General features: G+C 63.3%; 15 protein-coding genes. 11 read left to right on the top strand and 4 right to left on the bottom strand.

The window, feature by feature from the left end:
• Nucleotides 1-184 precede the first annotated feature (184 nt).
• On the bottom strand, nt 185-601 hold the full coding sequence (gene fur, locus AC0969_RS09250) for a ferric iron uptake transcriptional regulator (protein ID WP_479623849.1): 417 nt from the start codon (nt 599-601) through the stop codon (nt 185-187).
• 82 nt (nt 602-683) lie between these two features.
• On the opposite strand from fur, the gene AC0969_RS09245 reads away from it, so the two are divergent.
• The 8 genes from AC0969_RS09245 to AC0969_RS09210 are packed head-to-tail and all read left to right on the top strand — an operon-like array spanning nt 684 to nt 8,748.
• Complete coding sequence (locus AC0969_RS09245) at nt 684-1,235, top strand: outer membrane protein assembly factor BamE (protein ID WP_479623848.1); 552 nt, start codon at nt 684-686, stop codon at nt 1,233-1,235.
• A gap of 9 nt (nt 1,236-1,244) precedes the next feature.
• A complete protein-coding gene (gene dapB, locus AC0969_RS09240) occupies nt 1,245-2,075 on the top strand; it encodes a 4-hydroxy-tetrahydrodipicolinate reductase (protein WP_479623847.1) in 831 nt (276 codons plus the stop codon).
• A gap of 4 nt (nt 2,076-2,079) precedes the next feature.
• Nucleotides 2,080-2,715, top strand: a complete 636-nt coding sequence (locus AC0969_RS09235; RefSeq protein WP_479623846.1) for a MotA/TolQ/ExbB proton channel family protein — start codon at nt 2,080-2,082, stop codon at nt 2,713-2,715.
• Nucleotide 2,716: 1 nt separating this feature from the next.
• The gene (locus tag AC0969_RS09230; RefSeq protein WP_479623845.1) at nt 2,717-3,145 is read left to right on the top strand and encodes an ExbD/TolR family protein; all 429 of its coding nucleotides are present in this window, start codon (nt 2,717-2,719) and stop codon (nt 3,143-3,145) included.
• 55 nt (nt 3,146-3,200) lie between these two features.
• The gene (leuS, locus tag AC0969_RS09225) at nt 3,201-5,876 is read left to right on the top strand and encodes a leucine--tRNA ligase (RefSeq protein ID WP_479623954.1); all 2,676 of its coding nucleotides are present in this window, start codon (nt 3,201-3,203) and stop codon (nt 5,874-5,876) included.
• Nucleotides 5,876-6,373: an LPS-assembly lipoprotein LptE gene (locus tag AC0969_RS09220; protein WP_479623844.1), complete on the top strand. Its 498-nt coding sequence runs from the start codon at nt 5,876-5,878 to the stop codon at nt 6,371-6,373. Before leuS ends, AC0969_RS09220 begins: the two co-directional genes overlap by 1 nt.
• The gene (gene holA, locus AC0969_RS09215) at nt 6,374-7,435 is read left to right on the top strand and encodes a DNA polymerase III subunit delta (protein ID WP_479623843.1); all 1,062 of its coding nucleotides are present in this window, start codon (nt 6,374-6,376) and stop codon (nt 7,433-7,435) included.
• Between the two features lie 20 nt (nt 7,436-7,455).
• Nucleotides 7,456-8,748: a glutamate-5-semialdehyde dehydrogenase gene (locus tag AC0969_RS09210; protein WP_479623842.1), complete on the top strand. Its 1,293-nt coding sequence runs from the start codon at nt 7,456-7,458 to the stop codon at nt 8,746-8,748.
• Nucleotides 8,749-8,756: 8 nt separating this feature from the next.
• Here AC0969_RS09210 and AC0969_RS09205 read toward each other — a convergent pair whose 3' ends face one another.
• A complete protein-coding gene (locus tag AC0969_RS09205; protein ID WP_479623841.1) occupies nt 8,757-9,635 on the bottom strand; it encodes an amino acid ABC transporter substrate-binding protein in 879 nt (292 codons plus the stop codon).
• 216 nt (nt 9,636-9,851) lie between these two features.
• Between AC0969_RS09205 and gshA the strand changes: the two genes are divergently transcribed.
• From gshA to nadB, 3 genes are all read left to right on the top strand, one after another.
• A complete protein-coding gene (gshA, locus tag AC0969_RS09200; protein ID WP_479623840.1) occupies nt 9,852-11,141 on the top strand; it encodes a glutamate--cysteine ligase in 1,290 nt (429 codons plus the stop codon).
• Nucleotides 11,142-11,309: 168 nt separating this feature from the next.
• Entirely contained in the window at nt 11,310-13,178 is a 1,869-nt protein-coding gene (locus tag AC0969_RS09195; RefSeq protein ID WP_479623839.1) for a potassium transporter Kup, read from the top strand.
• Nucleotides 13,179-13,328: 150 nt separating this feature from the next.
• The gene (gene nadB / locus AC0969_RS09190) at nt 13,329-14,924 is read left to right on the top strand and encodes an L-aspartate oxidase (protein ID WP_479623838.1); all 1,596 of its coding nucleotides are present in this window, start codon (nt 13,329-13,331) and stop codon (nt 14,922-14,924) included.
• Between the two features lie 203 nt (nt 14,925-15,127).
• Here nadB and pabB read toward each other — a convergent pair whose 3' ends face one another.
• A complete protein-coding gene (gene pabB / locus AC0969_RS09185; protein WP_479623837.1) occupies nt 15,128-16,846 on the bottom strand; it encodes an aminodeoxychorismate synthase component I in 1,719 nt (572 codons plus the stop codon).
• Nucleotides 16,846-17,958, bottom strand: coding sequence for a quinolinate synthase NadA (gene nadA, locus AC0969_RS09180; RefSeq protein WP_479623836.1), 1,113 nt, complete (start codon nt 17,956-17,958; stop codon nt 16,846-16,848). The genes pabB and nadA overlap by 1 nt, the downstream gene beginning before the upstream one ends.
• Nucleotides 17,959-17,961 lie beyond the last annotated feature (3 nt).

Below are 17,961 nucleotides of genomic sequence, written 5' to 3'. Positions count from 1 at the left end.
ACAGTGCTTCGCATCTTGCGCCTACCCCCCCCCCTTGCAGGGGGCGATACCTGTGGCCCGGCAAAGCCGGTTCCACGGTATCTCTGGAAGGGGCGTTTATAGCGTTTGGGTTGAGTCTGATCGGCTGTTTTCGCTTATTTCGTGCGCAGAGGGCGCTATTCAATGCATAGCGCTGAGAGTTGGCCTATTTAGCGGAGCAGGCCGCGCACATGCCGTACAAAGACATCGCGTGGTCGTGTACTGTCCAGCCCATAGTTTTGGCCACAATCTGCTGGCGCTGCTCTATTTCTGCATCGTAAAACTCTTCCACCTTGCCGCAGGACGTGCAGACAAAGTGGTCATGGTGGCGGCCTTCGTTCAGCTCGTAGACCGACTTGCCGGATTCAAAGTGGCTGCGCGACAGAATGCCTGCTTGCTCAAACTGCATCAGCACCCGGTACACCGTGGCCAGGCCAATGTCGGAGTGCTCCAGCAGCAGCACCCGGAACACGTCTTCCGCCGTCATATGGCGTAGTTCGCCTTTCTGGAAAATCTCCAGAATTTTGAGGCGGGGCAGGGTAGCTTTCAGGCCGGTATTTTTGAGTTCGTCGATATTGGCCATGGTGGCAGGTCTTTCTGGAATTGGGGGGCGGCGCGAGGGCTGCCAGTACAATGGTTGGATCATATCGCTTGAGTCTCCACCTATGTTTGAACCCTCTTTGCGCGGCACTTTGACCGCCCTGACCCTTGCGGTTTGCGCGGCCCTTGGAGCCTGTAGCAGCATCGACAACAGCACGCGTAATGTTGTCGGTTCGCTGGCTCCGTACAAGATGGAAGTGGTACAGGGTAACTTTGTCTCCAAAGAGCAGGTCGAGGCTCTCAAGCCCGGCATGGCCCGCGAGCAGGTGAAAGACATCCTGGGCACCTCGCTGCTGCAAGACGTGTTCCACGCCGACCGCTGGGACTACGTGTTCACCATGCGCCGCCAGGGCACCGAGCCACAGGCGCGCCAGTTCACCGTGTTCTTCAAGGGCGACGTGATGGACCGCGTTGCGGGCGATGCCATGCCCAGCGAGAGCGAGTTCGTCGGCCTGCTGGCCAAGTCGCGCCCAGTCAAGTCGGTCCCCCTGCTGGAGGCCAGCGAAGCCCGCCTGAAATCATTCGCCTCTCCGGTGGCTCCCGCTGCCACAGCGGCTGCAACCGCCGCTGTGCCGGTCACGGCCTATCCCCCGCTTGAAGCGTCTTCCGCTCTGTAAATTTTGGTTATGACAGATACATTGACCCCTTTGGCTGCTCCGCACGCCGTTGCTGTTGCCGGCGCCTCTGGCCGTATGGGCCGCATGCTGATTGAAGCCATCCGCGATGCCGATGACTGCGTGCTGGCCGGTGCGCTGGACCTTCCCAGCAGCCCCAACATCGGTGCCGATGCCGCTGCCTTCCTGGGTTACAGCGCAGGCGTTGCCATCACCGCCGATCTGCCAGCCGGCCTGCAAAACGCCCGCGTCCTCATCGACTTCACCCGCCCCGAAGGCACGCTGGCGCATCTGCACGCTTGCCGCAGCCTGGGGGTGAACGCGGTGGTCGGCACCACCGGCTTCAGCGACACACAAAAGGCCGAGATCGCCGAGATCGCCCAGCACATTGCCATCGTCATGGCCCCCAATATGAGCGTGGGCGTGAACGTCACCCTCAAGCTGCTGGAGATGGCCGCCAAAGCCCTGTCCACCGGTTACGACATCGAAATCATTGAGGCCCACCACCGCCACAAGGTGGATGCGCCGTCTGGCACCGCGCTGAAGATGGGCGAAGTTATCGCCGACGCGCTGGGCCGCGACCTGAAAGACTGCGCCGTTTACGAGCGTTACGGCGTGACCGGCGAACGCGACCCGTCCAGCATCGGCTTTGCCACCATCCGGGGCGGCGACATTGTGGGCGACCACACCGTTCTGTTTGCGGGCACCGGCGAGCGCATCGAGATCAGCCACAAGTCGTCCAGCCGCGCCACCTACGCCCAGGGCAGCCTGCGCGCCGTGCGCTTCCTGGCCGACAAGCGCACCGGCCTCTACGACATGTTCGACGTACTGGGCTTGAAGTAAGCCGATGGACGCGCTGCCGCTGTTGAGCCAGGGCGATTTTGTCAGCCGCGCGGTGGCGCTGGTGCTGCTGGCGATGTCGGTGGCCAGCTGGGTGGTGATACTGTGGAAGGGTTGGATGCTGCGCCGCGCCCGCACCGACGTGGCCCGCAGTACGGCGGCGTTCTGGCAGTCACCCAGCGTGGCCGAAGCCCAGCAGCGTTTGGAGTCTTTTGACCCGCTAGCGCTTATCCTGCCTTTGGTTCTAGCTACTAAAACAGAAGCAAGCGGCACCTTGGCCGCAGCGGGCGACCGCTCCCAGCAACTCACCCGCGTGCTGCGCAACGCTCTGCACGCCGTGCTACACAAGCTGCAATTCGGCCAGGTACTGCTGGCCACCGTGGGTTCTACCGCGCCATTCGTCGGCCTGCTGGGCACGGTATGGGGCATTTACCACGCGCTGGGGGCGATTGCGCTGTCGGGCCAGATCAGCATCGACAAAGTGGCGGGCCCGGTGGGTGAGTCGCTGGTAATGACCGCCGCAGGCTTGGCGGTAGCCATCCCTGCCGTGCTGGCCTACAACGTCTATGGCCGCCTGATTGGCAGCATCGAAGCCGACCTCGAAGGCTTTGCCCGCGACCTGCGCGAACTGCTGGCCAACTAGCATGGCCTTCGGCCGTCTTGAGCGCACCAAGGCCTCCGAGCCGATGAGCGACATCAACATGACCCCGTTGGTGGATGTGATGTTGGTGCTGGTGGTGATCTTCATCCTCACCGCGCCGCTGCTGTCCAGCACGATTCCACTCGACCTGCCCAAAGCCGATGCGGCCCCGTCTACCGGCGCGGTACAGTTTGTGAGCTTGGTGGTCGATAAAGACGGGCGTACATTTTTGAACGACAAGCCGGTCACCGCCACGGCGTTGGCCACCCAGCTGGCCCAGGCCGCCGCCCAAAATCCCGACACCGAACTGCAATTGCGGGCCGACACCTCCGTGCCCTACGGCCGCGTGGTCGAGGTGATGGGCGTGGCCCAGAAGGCCGGACTGCACAAGATCGGTTTTGTGGCCGAGGCCAAGGCTGCGACTGCCCCCTAAAATCCGTCTGTTGCGGCCCCTGCGCCGCCCTGTGTCTTTGCCTCTGAAGTCCGCCATGCTCGAAAAATACAACCATCTCGAAATTGAAGCCGCTGCCCAAACCCATTGGACCGCTGCCGATGCCTACCGCGTAACCGAAGACTCGCGTGATGCGCAGGGCCACCTGAAAAAGAAGTTCTACGCCTGCTCCATGCTGCCCTACCCCAGCGGCAAGCTGCACATGGGCCATGTGCGCAACTACACCATCAACGACATGCTGGCGCGCCAGCTGCGCATGCAGGGCTACAACGTACTTATGCCGATGGGCTGGGATGCGTTTGGCCTGCCCGCCGAAAACGCTGCGTTGAAAAACGGCGTACCGCCCGCGCAGTGGACTTTCGACAACATCGCCTACATGAAGACGCAGATGCAGGCGATGGGCTTGGCCATCGACTGGAGCCGCGAAATCGCCACCTGCACGCCCGAGTACTACAAGTGGAACCAGTGGCTGTTCCTGAAGATGCTGGACAAGGGCATTGCCTACCGCAAGACCCAGGTGGTCAACTGGGACCCGGTGGACATGACCGTGCTGGCCAACGAGCAGGTGATCGACGGCAAGGGCTGGCGCACCGGTGCGGTGGTCGAAAAGCGCGAAATCCCCGGCTACTACCTGAAGATCACCGACTACGCCGAAGAGCTATTGGGCCAGGTCAAAGACGCACTGCCCGGCTGGCCCGAGCGCGTCAAGCTGATGCAAGAGAACTGGATCGGCAAGAGCGAAGGCGTGCGCTTTGCTTTTCCGCACACGATTGCAGATAGCACCGGCCAGCTGATTGGCGACGGCAAGATGTATGTCTTCACCACCCGTGCCGACACCATCATGGGCGTGACCTTCTGCGCCGTGGCCCCCGAGCACCCGCTGGCCACCCACGCCGCGCAGACCAACCCCGCGCTGGCCGCCTTTATTGAGACCTGCAAGCAGGGCGGCACTACCGAGGCCGAGCTGGCGGTGCGTGAAAAAGAGGGCATGCCCACCGGTCTGCAAGTCATCCACCCTTTAAACGGCCACCTGATCGACGTGTGGGTTGGCAACTACGTGCTGATGGGCTATGGCGACGGCGCAGTGATGGGCGTACCCGCCCACGACGAGCGCGACTTCGCCTTTGCCCTGAAATACGACCTGCCCATCGTCCAGGTGGTGCATGTAGACCATCTGCACTACGACTACCACCACTGGAACGACTGGTACGGTGACAAACAGCGCGGTGTGACTATCAACTCCGACAGCTTCAGCGGCCTGGCCTTCAAAGACGCGGTGAACGCCGTGGCCCACGCGCTGCAAGTCAAAGGCCTGGGCGAAAAAAAGACCACCTGGCGCCTGCGCGACTGGGGCGTGAGCCGCCAGCGCTACTGGGGCACGCCGATTCCCATCATCCATTGCGAAGAGCATGGTGCGGTGCCGGTGCCCGAGAAAGATTTGCCCGTGGTGTTGCCGCTGGACTGCATCCCCGATGGCTCGGGTAACCCGCTGCACAAGCATGAAGGCTTCCATGCGGGCGTGGTCTGCCCGATCTGCGGTGCCAAGGCCCGGCGCGAAACCGACACGATGGATACTTTTGTCGATTCCAGCTGGTACTTCATGCGCTACTGCGACCCGCACAACGCCGACAAGATGGTGGCCGAGGGCGCGGACTACTGGATGCCGATGGACCAGTACATCGGCGGCATCGAACACGCCATCCTGCACCTGCTGTACGCCCGCTTCTGGACCAAGGTGATGCGCGATCTGGACCTGGTGAAGTGCGATGAGCCCTTTAGCAAGCTGCTGACCCAGGGCATGGTGCTCAACGGCGCGTTCTCGCACAAACCGGCGGGCGCAGGCATCCACTACCACTGGGAAAAAGACGTAGACGTACAGCGCAACGAGCGCGACCAGATCGTTGGCGGCACGCTCAAGAGCGACGGCACGGTGCTTAATTACGAGCTCACCACCATGAGCAAGAGCAAGAGCAACGGTGTCGATCCGCAAGACCTGATCGAAAAATACGGTGCCGACACCGCCCGCCTGTACACCATGTTCACCGCGCCGCCCGAGGCCACGCTGGAGTGGAACGACGCGTCGGTCGAGGGCAGCTACCGCTTTCTGCGCCGGGTGTGGAACTTTGGGGCCAAGTTGGCTGCTACAGATTTCGCAGCTGCCCACGCAAGTGCTATAAGCGCCAGAAGCCTAAATGACTTGGATTTTGGCAAAGAGTCCAAGGCCTTGCGCTTTGAGGTCCACACCGTGCTCAAGCAGGTGGACTATGACTACCAGCGTATGCAATACAACACCGTGGTGTCGGGCGGCATGAAGCTGCTCAACGCCCTGGAGGACTTCAAGGCGCTGGACACCGCTGGTGCCCAGGTGGCGCTGATCGAAAGCTTCGGCATCCTGCTGCGCTGCCTGTACCCGGCCACGCCGCACATCACCCACGCGCTGTGGACCGAGCTGGGCTACGCCGACCGCTTTGGCGACCTGCTGGACGCGCCTTGGCCGGTGGTGGACCCGCTGGCCCTGGTGCAAGATGAAATCGAGTTGATGCTGCAAGTCAACGGCAAATTGCGCGGCTCCATCCTGGTGCCCGCCGCCGCAGATAAAGCCGAGATCGAAGCCGCCGCCCTGGCCAGCGAAGCTTTCACCAAGGCGGCCGCCGGTGCTGCGCCCAAAAAGATCATCGTGGTGCCTGGGCGCCTGGTGAACCTGGTGCTGTGATGCTGCGCCGCACACTCCTGCTCTCTGCGGCCACCCTGGGCTTGTCGGCCTGCGGCTTTGCCCTGCGCGGTGCGCCCAGCTACCCATTTACCACCATCTTTGTGCGCGTGGCCGAAGCCTCGGCCCTGGGCAACGAACTCAAGCGCAACTTGGCTGCCGGGGGCGCGCTGGAGGTGGTCACAGAACCGAAACGCCTGGACAGCGTGGAGGTGGTGCTGGATATCACCACCGACCAGCGCGAGAAAAGCGTGGCATCCAGCACGTCCTCGGGCCAGGTGCGCGAATTCCAGCTGCGCGTGCGCGTCAAGTTCCGCCTGCGCACGCCGCAGGGCAAGGAGCTGATCCCCGAGGTGGAGCTGTTACAGCAGCGCGACATCAGCTACAGCGAAACCCAGGCCCTGTCCAAAGAGGCCGAAGAGCAGCTGCTGTACCGCAGCATGCAAACCGACATCGTGCAGCAGATCATGCGGCGTATCGCTGCTGTGCAAGCCTTGTAGATGCAACTCGCCCCCGGCCAACTCGCCGCGCAGCTTTCCAAAGGCCTGCGCTCGCTCTACACCCTGCACGGCGACGAGCCGCTGCTGGTGCAAGAGGCGCTAGATGCCATCCGCGCCACGGCCCGCGCCCAGGGCTTTACCGAGCGTACGGTGCATGTCGCGACCGGCGCGCATTTTGACTGGAGCGAGGTGCTGGCAGCGGGCGGATCGCTCAGCCTGTTTGCCGACAAGCAAATTCTGGAAGTACGCATTCCGTCTGGAAAACCCGGCAAGGAAGGCAGTCCGGCCCTGCAACACCTGGCCCAGCAGGCCGAGGGCAATACCGATACCCTGACCCTGGTGGTGCTGCCCCGGCTCGACAAAGTGGCCAAATCCGCCGCCTGGTTTATGGCGCTGGAGAAGTTTGGCGTGACTACCCAGGTGGAACCGGTGGAGCGCGGCGCGCTGCCGCAGTGGATCGCCCAGCGCCTGCAAGCCCAGGGCCAGCGCGTGCAGGCCGGGGTGGAAGGCCAGCAAACCCTGCAATTTTTTGCCGACCGGGTCGAAGGCAATCTGCTGGCCGCCCACCAAGAAATCCAAAAATTGGCCCTGCTGTACCCGGCGGGCGAGCTGCAGTGGGCGCAGGTCGAATCCGCCGTGTTGAATGTGGCCCGTTATGACGTGTTCAAGCTGTCCGAGGCCGTGCTGGGCGGCCAGCGGCTGCGGGTGCAGCGCATGCTCGACGGCCTGCAGGCCGAGGGCGAGGCCGAGGTGCTGGTGCACTGGGCCTTGGCCGAAGACATCCGCGCCCTGCAACGCGTGAAAACCGCGATGGATGCGGGCAAGCCATTGCCAATGGCGCTGCGCGAAAACCGTGTCTGGGGTGCCAAGGAGCGCCTGTTTGAGCGCGTGTTGCCGCGCATGCCCAGCGCCTTGATCGCCCAGCTCTTGCAGTCGGCCCACCAGGTGGACGGTATTGTCAAAGGGTTGAAGCAGCCCGACTGGCCCGCCGACCCCTGGCAGGCGTTGCACCGGCTGGCGGGCATGCTGTGCGCGGCCTGCGCTGTTCCGGCCGGGCGTTAGCGTCGTGACAAAATACCGGCATGAATGCCCTGAACATCGCCGAATACACCCAATCGCTAGGTTTACAAGCAAAAGTGGCCTCTGCGCTTATGGCGCGTGCGCCAGCAGCTATCAAAAATAGAGCGTTGCGCAGCCTGGCCCGTTTGCTGCGCGAGAGCACCGCCGCGCTGCAAACCGAGAACGCCAAAGACCTGGACCGCGCCCGCGCCGCCGGGCTGGCCGGGCCGATGGTGGACCGCCTCAAACTCAGCCCGCAGACGCTGGAAACCTGCGCCCAGGGCTGCGAGCAATTGGCGGCTATGGCCGACTCGATTGGCGAAATCATCGGCTTGCAGCAGCAGCCCAGCGGCATCCGTGTGGGCCAGATGCGCGTCCCGATTGGTGTGTTCGGCATGATTTTTGAAAGCCGTCCCAACGTGACCATCGAGGCCGCCAGCCTGTCCATCAAGAGCGGCAACGCCTGCATTTTGCGCGGCGGCTCTGAGGCGATCGACTCCAACAAGGCGCTGGCGCTGTTGGTGCAGCAGGCATTGTTGGAGGCAGGCCTGCCTGCCGATGCCGTGCAACTGGTGCAAACCACCGACCGCGAAGTGGTGGGCCAGCTCATCACCATGCCGCAGTATGTGGATGTGATCATTCCGCGCGGCGGCAAGGGCCTGATCGAGCGCATCAGTCGGGATGCCAAGGTGCCGGTGATCAAGCACCTGGACGGCAACTGCCACGTGTATGTAGACGACCCCTGCGATATGGCGATGGCCGTGGCCGTGGCCGACAACGCCAAGACCAGCAAGTACAGCCCCTGCAACGCCACCGAGGGCCTGCTGGTGGCGCGCGCGGTGGCGGCTGAGTTCTTGCCGCTGATCGCTGCAATTTATGCAAAAAAGGGCATCGAGATGCGCTGTGATCCGGCTGCAGCGCAAATACTACGTGCGCATGCTGCTATAGAAATAAATTCAAAAATCATAGCGGCCACCGAGCAGGACTGGTACGAGGAATACCTGGCCCCCATCATCAGTATCAAGGTGGTGGAGGGCGTAGACGCGGCCATCGCCCACATCAACAAATACAGCAGCCACCACACCGATGCCATCATCACCCGCGACCACATGCACGCCCAAGCGTTCCTGCGCGACGTGGATTCGGCCAGCGTGATGGTCAACACCAGCACCCGCTTTGCCGACGGCTTCGAGTACGGGCTGGGGGCCGAAATCGGCATCAGCACCGACAAGTTCCACGCCCGGGGCCCGGTGGGGCTGGCCGGACTGACGTCGCTGAAATACGTGGTGCTGGGCCAGGGCGAAGTGCGCGGCTAAGCCACTCTTTACAGGTCGCCCACCTTGTCGCTGGGGTACTTGAACGAGTCCTTGAGCATGTGCTGCATGGGCAAGCCCAGGTTGATGTTCTTCGGCGGAATTGGCTGGGTAAACCATTTGCTGTAGAGGGTGTTGATTTCGCCGCTCTGGATGATGCGCCGCATCTCCTGGTCCACCACTTTCTTGAATGCCGCATCGCCCTTGGGCAGCATGATGGCGTAGGGCTCGATGGTCATCGGTTTGCCGATCACCGCGAAGTCCTCGGGCTTGGGCGCGTTGGCGCGCAGCCCGAACAGCAGCACATCGTCCATCGCAAAGGCTGCGGCCTGGCCGCCGGCCACCATCGCAAAAGCCTGGGCATGGTCTTGGGTTTCGACAATCTTCATGTTGAGGCTGTTGTCGCTGTTGGTACGCCGCAGCCGGTCTAGCGGCGTGGTGCCCTTGGTCGAGACCACGGTGCGGCCGGCCAGCTCGGGCAGGGTGGCAATGTGGGCATCGGTGCGTACCAGCAGCCGGACCGTGGAGATGAAGTGCGGAATCGTGAAGTCCACCACTTTGCGGCGTTCGGCATTGTTGGTGGTGGAGCCGCATTCCATAGCCGCCTGGCCTTCAGCAATTACGCTTAGCCGCTTGTCCGGCGTGACCAGCAGGTATTTGACGCTCAGCTTGGGTAGCTTCAGCTCGCGCTTGATCGCGTCGGCCAGCTTTAGGCATAGCTCTACCGCATAGCCCATAGGGCGGCCATCGGCATCTACGTACGAGAAGGGAATCGAGGCATTGCGGTGCGCCAGGGTGATCTCGCCGGTGCTGCGGATGGTGTCCAGGGTATCGGCTCCGGCCGACATGGCGGTGAGGCAGGCGCATAACAACAGGCTGGTAGATTTCATGGTCTGGAACTTGATGGCAAATGGGGTGTGAATCGGTACGCGATGATCCGCCGATGCGGCGGAGCCCGGTCGCGTTATTGCGCACATTCCATGCCAATTTCTTTGGGTCGGACTGCAATTTCGGCATGACACCCTCTTTCCGGGCCCGGCGGCTGTGCCTGTCTGGGTCCGCAGCCAGGTTCCTACAATGCGGTTATATCTTTTAAAGAAAACGCCATGGTTCCCCATCTCATCACTGCGCTCACCGGCCCGATCAACGAACTGGAGCAGCGCATCCTCGATTCCATGCCGGCCATCGAGCGCTGGTTTCGGCTGGAATGGATGGAGCACACGCCGCCGTTCTACAGCGCGGTGGACATCCGCAACGCGGGCTTCAAGCTGGCCCCGGTGGACACCAACCTGTTCCCTGGTGCCTGGAATAATTTAACGCCGCAAATGCTGCCGCTGGCCGTGCAGTCTGCGATGGCTGCTATCGAAAAAATCTGTCCCGAGGCCAAAAACCTGCTGCTGATTTCCGAGAACGACACCCGCAGTACCTTCTACCTGTCGAATTTGGCGCAGTTGCAGCGCATCTTCCACATGGCTGGGTTGAATGTGCGGATTGGCTCGGTCAACCCAGACATCAAGGACACCACCGTCATCAACCTGCCCAACGGTGAACAGGTGACGCTGGAGCCGGTGATCCGCAGCAAGCGCCGGTTGGGGCTGAAAGACTTCGACCCCTGCACCATCCTGCTGAACAACGACCTGACCGCCGGGCCGCCGGGCATTCTGGAAGAGCTGCACGAGCAGTACCTGCTGCCGCCGCTGCACGCCGGGGGCTCGGTGCGCCGCAAGAGCACGCATTTCCGCAGCTACGAAGAGCTGGCCAAGCGCCTGGGTAAGCTGCTGGGCATCGACCCCTGGCTGATCAACCCGATGTTCAACCAGTGCGGCGCGGTGGACATGGCGCAAGGCCAGGGCATGGACTGCCTGACCACCAATGTGGATGCGCTGCTGGGCAAGATCCGCCGCAAGTACAAGGAATACGGCATCAACGAAAAGCCGTTCGTGATCGTCAAGTCCGACAGCGGTGCGCCCGGCATGGGCATCATGACGGTGCGCGACGTGAAAGACCTGGCGGTGCTGCACCACCGCGCCAAAACCACGTCGGCCAAGGGTGCGCCGCAGGTGGTGGATGCCATCATCCAGGAAGGCGTGCTGACCAACGAGCGCATCAACGACGCGGTGGCCGAGCCGGTGGTCTACATGATGGACCGCTACGTGGTGGGCGGCTTCTACCGCATCCACGCCGAGCGCGGGGTGGACGAGAGCCTCAACGCCCCCGGCTCCAGCTACGTGCCACTGGCCTTTGCGGAAAATGCCCACCTGCCGCAGGTGGGACAGCGCCCCGGTGCCAGCGCGCCGAACCGTTTCTACATGTACGGCGTGGTGGCCCGGCTGGCCATGGCGGCGGCCAGCTATGAACTGGAAGCCACCGACCCGGATGCGGAAACTTACGACTAAATTAACAGCTAACTAACACATTTTTATGGGTTGCTGCACTGCAACATAAATAATTTCTAGAGGCTCCACCCCGCATATACGTAGGGTTCTGGGGCGCAAAATACGCATCCCCCAGTTTATGGAACCCCGCCGACCCTTTTTGGGGGTCATCCAGGCGGGGCCTCATTAGTGCAAAGTTCAAAATCTTCGCTTTCGGCCCTCACACTCGGCGCATTGGGTGTGGTCTACGGCGATATCGGTACCTCTCCCCTCTACGCTTTCAAAGAAGTCTTTGCCCACGGCCATGTCCAGGTTAATGAGGGCAATGTGCTGGGCGTGCTGTCGCTGTTCTTCTGGGCGCTGATGGTGGTGGTGTCGCTTAAATATGTGGTGCTCATCATGCGCGCCGACAACGCGGGCGAGGGCGGGCTGATGGCCTTGCTGGCGCTGGCGGCCGAATCGGTCAAAGACAGCCCCCGGCTGCGGCGCGGCCTGCTGATGCTGGGCATTTTTGGGCTGGCGCTGTTTTTTGGCGATGGGGTGATTACCCCGGCCATTTCGGTGCTGTCGGCGATTGAAGGCGTGGCCATCATCACCCCGGCGGCCGAGCCCTATATCCGCCCGATATCGCTGGTGATTCTGGTGCTGCTGTTCATGGTGCAGCGCCGGGGTACGGCGGACATCGGTAAATTCTTCGGCCCGGTGACGCTGCTCTGGTTTGCCCTGCTGGCCGGGGCCGGGGTGTACCAGATTGCGCAGAACCCGGTGGTGCTGTGGGCCCTGTCGCCGTATTACGCGCTGGAGTTCGCCTTTGCCCATATCCATATCGCGTTTATCACCTTGGGCGCGGTGTTTTTGTGCCTGACCGGGGCCGAGGCGCTGTATGCCGATATGGGGCACTTTGGCAAAAAACCGATCCGCCTGGCGTGGTTTTTGGTGGTCATGCCCGCGCTGGTGCTGAACTACTTTGGCCAGGGTGCGCTGGTCTTGATGGACCCTACGGCTGCTGAAAATCCGTTCTTCCTGATGCTGCCCGACTGGGCGCTGATCCCCACCGTGGCCTTGGCTACCGCCGCCACCGTGATTGCCTCGCAGGCCTTGATCACCGGGGCCTTCTCGGCCACCAAGCAAACCATCCAGATGGGTTACCTGCCCCGGCTGACGATTTTGCACACCTCGGTGCGCCATGCCGGGCAAATCTATGTGCCCGCCGTCAACTGGCTGCTGCTGGCCGGGGTGGTGGTGGCGGTGCTGATGTTTGGGTCGTCCAGCGCGCTGGCGGCGGCATATGGCATCTCGGTTAGTTTGTTGATGGTGATCACCACCGTGCTCACCTTTTACGTGGTGCGCTACGGCTGGGGCTATTCGCTGCCCTTGTGCATTGCGGCCACTGGCTTCTTTTTGCTGGTGGATGCGGTGTTTTTGTCCTCCAACATGCTCAAGATTTTCAACGGGGGCTGGTTCCCGTTGGTGATGGCCCTGCTGCTGTACACCATCATGTCTACCTGGAAGGACGGTCGCCGCCTGCTGGCCGCCAAGCAGCGCGAGAGCGCGATGGACCTGAAAGACTTTCTGGACTCGGTGTTCATCAGCCCACCGGTGCGCGTGGAAGGCACGGCCGTGTTTCTGACCGCCGAAGCCTCCACCGTGCCCAACGCCTTGCTGCACAACCTCAAGCACAACAAGGTGCTGCACGCGCACAACCTGTTTGTCACCGTCATCAACCACCCCATCCCCTGGATCGGGATGGACAAGCGCATCGAAGTCGAAGCCCTGGGCCACAAGTGCTGGCAGGTCACCATCCACTACGGCTTCAAAAACACCCCTGACGTGCCCAAGGCGCTAGAGAACATCCGGGGCCGGGGCTGCGAGCTGGAGGTGATGACCACCAGCTATTTCTTGTCCCGCGACACCGTCATCCCCACCCTGGGCGGTGGCATGGCTCCTTGGCGTGAAAAGCTGTTTGCGCAAATGCACCACAATGCCAGCGCCGCAGCCGACTTTTTGCGACTACCCAATAACGCGGTAGTAGAGCTGGGTTCCAAAATCGAGATTTAGAACACCCCCAGGCTACACACTGCGTGTTTTCGCCAACCCCCTTGCAGGGGGCGAACCTGGTGGCCCGGCGAAGCCGGTTCCACGGGTTCCTGGTGGAGGAACCGTGGTGCCCATCGACGGGCCTGTGAAACCAACGATAAGAGACTTCAATTGAGTGCCAAAACTGCGCCTTCCTCCCTGAATTTTGATGTTTTGATTGTGGGGAGCGGCTTGGCAGGCTTGAGCGCCGCACTGCTGCTGGCCCCCACCCACCGGGTGGCCGTGATCACCAAGCGCGGCATGGCCGATGGGGCCAGTGCCTGGGCCCAGGGCGGTATTGCCGCTGTGTTGGGCGAGGGCGACAGCTTTGCCGCGCATGTGGACGACACCCTGGTGGCGGGCGGCGGCCTGTGCGATGTGGCGGCCACCCGCTTTGTGGTCGAAAACGCACCCGAATGCATTGCCTGGTTGCAGTCGCTGGGTGTGCCGTTCTCGCAAGAAGACGGCGCGCTGCACCTGACCCGCGAGGGCGGCCACAGCCACCGCCGCATCGTCCACGCCACCGATGCCACCGGCGCGGCGGTGCAAACCACCATGATGGCCCAGGTGCGCAGCCACCCGCAGATCACCCTGTTTGAAAACCACACCCTGGTCGATCTGGTCATCGGCAGCAAGCTCGGCCTGCCCCAGCAGGGCTGCGTGGGCCTGTACGCGCTGGACGCGGACACCGACACCGTGCTCACCTTCAGCGCCCCCAACACCATCCTGGCCACCGGCGGTGCAGGCAAGGTCTACCTGTACACCACGAACCCGGATACGGCGACGGGTGACGGCATTGCCGCCGCCTGGCGCGCCGGTTGCCGGGCCGCGAACATGGAATTCATCCAGTTCCACCCCACCTGCCTGTACCACCCGCACGCCAAGTCGTTTTTGATCTCCGAGGCCGTGCGCGGCGAAGGCGGCCGCCTGCTGCGCCCCGACGGCAGCCGCTTCATGCCCGAGCACGATGTGCGGGCCGAACTGGCCCCGCGCGACGTGGTGGCCCGCGCCATCGATTTCGAGATGAAAAAGGGCGGCTTCGACTGCGTGTATCTGGACATCTCGCACCAGCCCAAGGCCTTTTTGCTGGAGCACTTCCCCAACATCTATGCCCGCTGCCTGGAGCTCGGCATTGACATCGCCACCCAGCCCATCCCGGTGGTGCCCGCCGCCCACTACACCTGCGGCGGCGTGCTGACCGACCTGGAAGGCCGCACCGACGTGCCCGGCCTGTACGCCCTGGGCGAAGCCGCTTGCACCGGCCTGCACGGCGCGAACCGGCTGGCCAGCAACTCGCTGCTGGAATGCATGGTGTTTGCCCGTGCCGCCGCAAAGGCTATGGCCGCCGTAGACCGCGCCCCGGCGCCCCAGCTCCCCGTCTGGGACGACAGCCAGGTGATCGATAGCGACGAGCTGGTGGTGCTGTCGCACAACTGGGACGAACTGCGCCGCTTCATGTGGGACTACGTGGGCATCGTGCGCACCAACAAGCGGCTAGACCGCGCCGCCCACCGCATCGCCCTGTTGCAAAGCGAGATCGATGAGTTCTACGCCCGCCACCACGTCACCCGCGACCTGCTGGAGCTGCGCAATCTGGTGCAGGTAGCCGACCTGATCGTGCGCAGCGCCCGCGCCCGGCAAGAAAGCCGGGGCCTGCACTTCAGCCGCGACTACCCCGAGCTGGCGGCCACGGCCGAGGCCACCGTGCTGGTGCCGGAAAACGTGTAACTGCACACCCCCAGGCTACAGCGCAAGCGCTTTTCGCCACCCCCCTTGCAGGGGGCAACACCAGCAGCCGGGCAAAGCCCGTTCTGCGGTGTTTCTGGAAGGCTTCTTCATTACGCTGCGTTTGACCTGAGTGGGTGAGTAATTCGTACTAAATTGGCCGCTGGCGCATATTCCACCTGCGCCAGTAGCTGCTAAAAAAGTAGCTAAATAAGATCGGCATCTATCCAGCCACGCAGGCTGTTGACGAAGGCCAGGGCTTCGACACGCGGCAAGTCGGCTAGCTGCACCACCGCCTCCACCACACGCCCTGTTTGCAGGGCGTTGTCACGTCCAATGCCGCCCAGTAGCCCGCAGGCCAGCGGTGGCGTGACCCAGCGGCCGCCCAAAAGCAGGGCGATGTTGCCGCGCGTGCACTCTGTGATTTCACCGGCGGCGTTCCACAGCAGGGTGTCGAACACGCCGGGCTGGGTGGGCGTGAAGGCGTCGTAATGGGCCCGGCGGGTGGTTTTGAATCGGACGAACTCGCTGTGCGCATCCAGCAGCGGGCGGTCGGCGAGTTGCAGTCGCACGCGCTCGGGGTTGGCTTCCAGCGCATAGGCCTCGGCCGTGGCCTGGCCCTGCGCATCCAGCAGCAGGCGCACGCGCCATGCGCCTTGGGGGCGGAGGATGGCTTGCAGGGTTTGGGTTACATGATCAGCATTCCACGGCGTGCCGAAATGCGCGGCAGCGGCTTGCATGCGGGCCAGATGGGCCTCGCGGTGGCGCAGTTGCCCATCTACCAGCGCCAGCGTTTCCAGCAGTGCAAACGGCGCACTGGCGCGCTGCACAAAGGCCTGCTTGGCGGCCCATTCCTGCCACTCGCCTTCGGCCTGGGCGTCGGACGTGATGCCGCTGCCGATACCGCAGCGGGCCTCTGTGCCCCGCAGCGTCACGGTGCGGATAGGCACGTTGAAGGTGGTGGCCCCACCGGGCTGCACCACGCCAATGGCGCCGCAGTACACGCCGCGCGGGGCGGGCTCCAATTCGGTAACCATGCGCATGGCCTGCACCTTGGGTGCGCCCGTCACCGAGCCGCAGGGGAACAGCGCGGTAAACACCTCGGCCAGCGTGCAGCCGGGCCGGGTGCGGGCGGTCACGTCGGAGGTCATTTGCCAGACGGTGGCCAGCGCCTCGGTGTGGAACAGGCGCGGCACCTGCACGCTGAAAGGTTCGGCGATGCGCGAGATGTCGTTGCGCAGTAAATCGACCACCATCACGTTCTCGGCGCGTTCCTTGGGCGACGTGCGCAGGGATTCGGCCAGTGCTGCATCCTCCTGTGCATCCGCGCCGCGTCGGGCCGTGCCTTTCATCGGGCGGGCCAGGATGTGGCCACCGCGCCAGTCGAAAAACAGCTCGGGCGAGACGGACAGAATCTGTGCGTCTCCGGTATCCAGCAGCGCCGCATAGCCCCCCGGCTGGGCGCGTTGCAGGGCGGCGAACAGGGCCATCGGGTCGCCGCTGAACGTGCCCGCCATTTGCGCCGTCAGGTTGACCTGGTACAGCTCACCCGCACTGATCGCTTGGTGCAGCTGGTCCATCGCCAAGTCGAAATCGGGCCGGGGGATGAAGCTGTGCCAGTCGATTTGCGCGCTGGCGGTGGCGGGCGCGGGCCAAGGCAGGGGGGCATCAAACACCGCGAACCAGGCGAGAGGGCCGTCCGGCGTATGGACTTTCAAAGCCGCGTCAAACGCGGGCGCGGCCTCATAGCGCACGTAGCCCACACACCAAAAACCTTGCGCCGACGCGGCCTGCACGGCATCCAGCAGCGGCTTGACTTGCGCCAAGGTGTTGGCCACCAGCGTCTGCTGCGGCGTGCCAAACGCATGCCGCACCCGGGGACCGCCGCGCGGGTCGGCAAAGTCGATCAGCGCGGTGATCTTCATCAGGCCGCGCCGATGTACGGCACCAGCCCGCTGGTGGCTTGGCCGTTTTTGAGCGCCGCCGTGAAGGCCAGCATGCGGTCGATCGGCAGGCGGGCGCGCAGACCCAGGGCGGGTTCGATGTGAACCTCGTTGCGGCCATGCTCCAACACGTCGGCCAGCCCGGCCAGGCCGTTCATCGCCATCCAGGGGCAGTGCGCGCAGCTCTTGCAGGTGGCACTAACGCCCGCTGTGGGCGCTTCGATGAACAGTTTGCCGGGGTTTTGCGTGCGCAGCTTGTGCAGCATGCCGTTGTCGGTGGCGACGATGAAGGTGGTGGCATCCATCGTGCGGGCTGCCGCCAGGATGGCCGAGGTGGAGCCCACGGCATCGGCCAGCGCGATCACGTCGGCGGGCGACTCGGGGTGTACCAGCACCTTGGCTGCGGGGTGTTCGGCCATCAAGGCCTCCAGCTCGAAGGCCTTGAACTCATCGTGGACGATGCAGGCCCCGTTCCAGAACACCATGTCGGCCCCAGTTTCCTTCTGGATGTAGTTGCCCAGATGCTTGTCGGGGGCCCACAGGATCTTGTGGCCCTGGTCTTTCAGGGCGCGCACCACGTCGAGTGCGCAGCCGGAGGTGACCAGCCAGTCGGCGCGGGCCTTCACCTCGGCGCTGGTGTTGGCGTAGACCACTACGGTGCGGTCCGGGTGGGCATCGCAAAAGGCGTTGAATTCGGCGCTGGGGCAGCCCAGGTCGAGCGAGCAGGTGGCCTCCAGATCGGGCATCAGGATGCGCTTTTCGGGCGACAAAATCTTCGCGGTTTCGCCCATGAAGCGCACGCCGGACACCACCAGGGTTTGCGCGGCGTGGTCGCGGCCAAAGCGGGCCATCTCCAGCGAATCGCTGACCAGACCGCCGGTTTCTTCGGCCAGATCTTGCAGGTCGGGGTGCACGTAGTAGTGCGACACCATCACCGCGTTGCGCTCTTTGAGCAGGCGGCGGATGCGGTCTTTTAGCGCCAGGCGTTCGCTCGGGCTGGGCTCTACCGGCACACGGGCCCAGATGTGGCGGGGGGCGCAGGTGGCACCTTCTATCGGCTGCTCGTATTCAACTTCCATCATGGTGGTGGTCATGGC

The sequence above is a fragment of the Rhodoferax sp. LB1P47 genome, from assembly GCF_056521445.1.
Note: the sequence above shows the minus strand (reverse complement) of the source record. Positions and strands in the feature narration are given on the sequence as shown.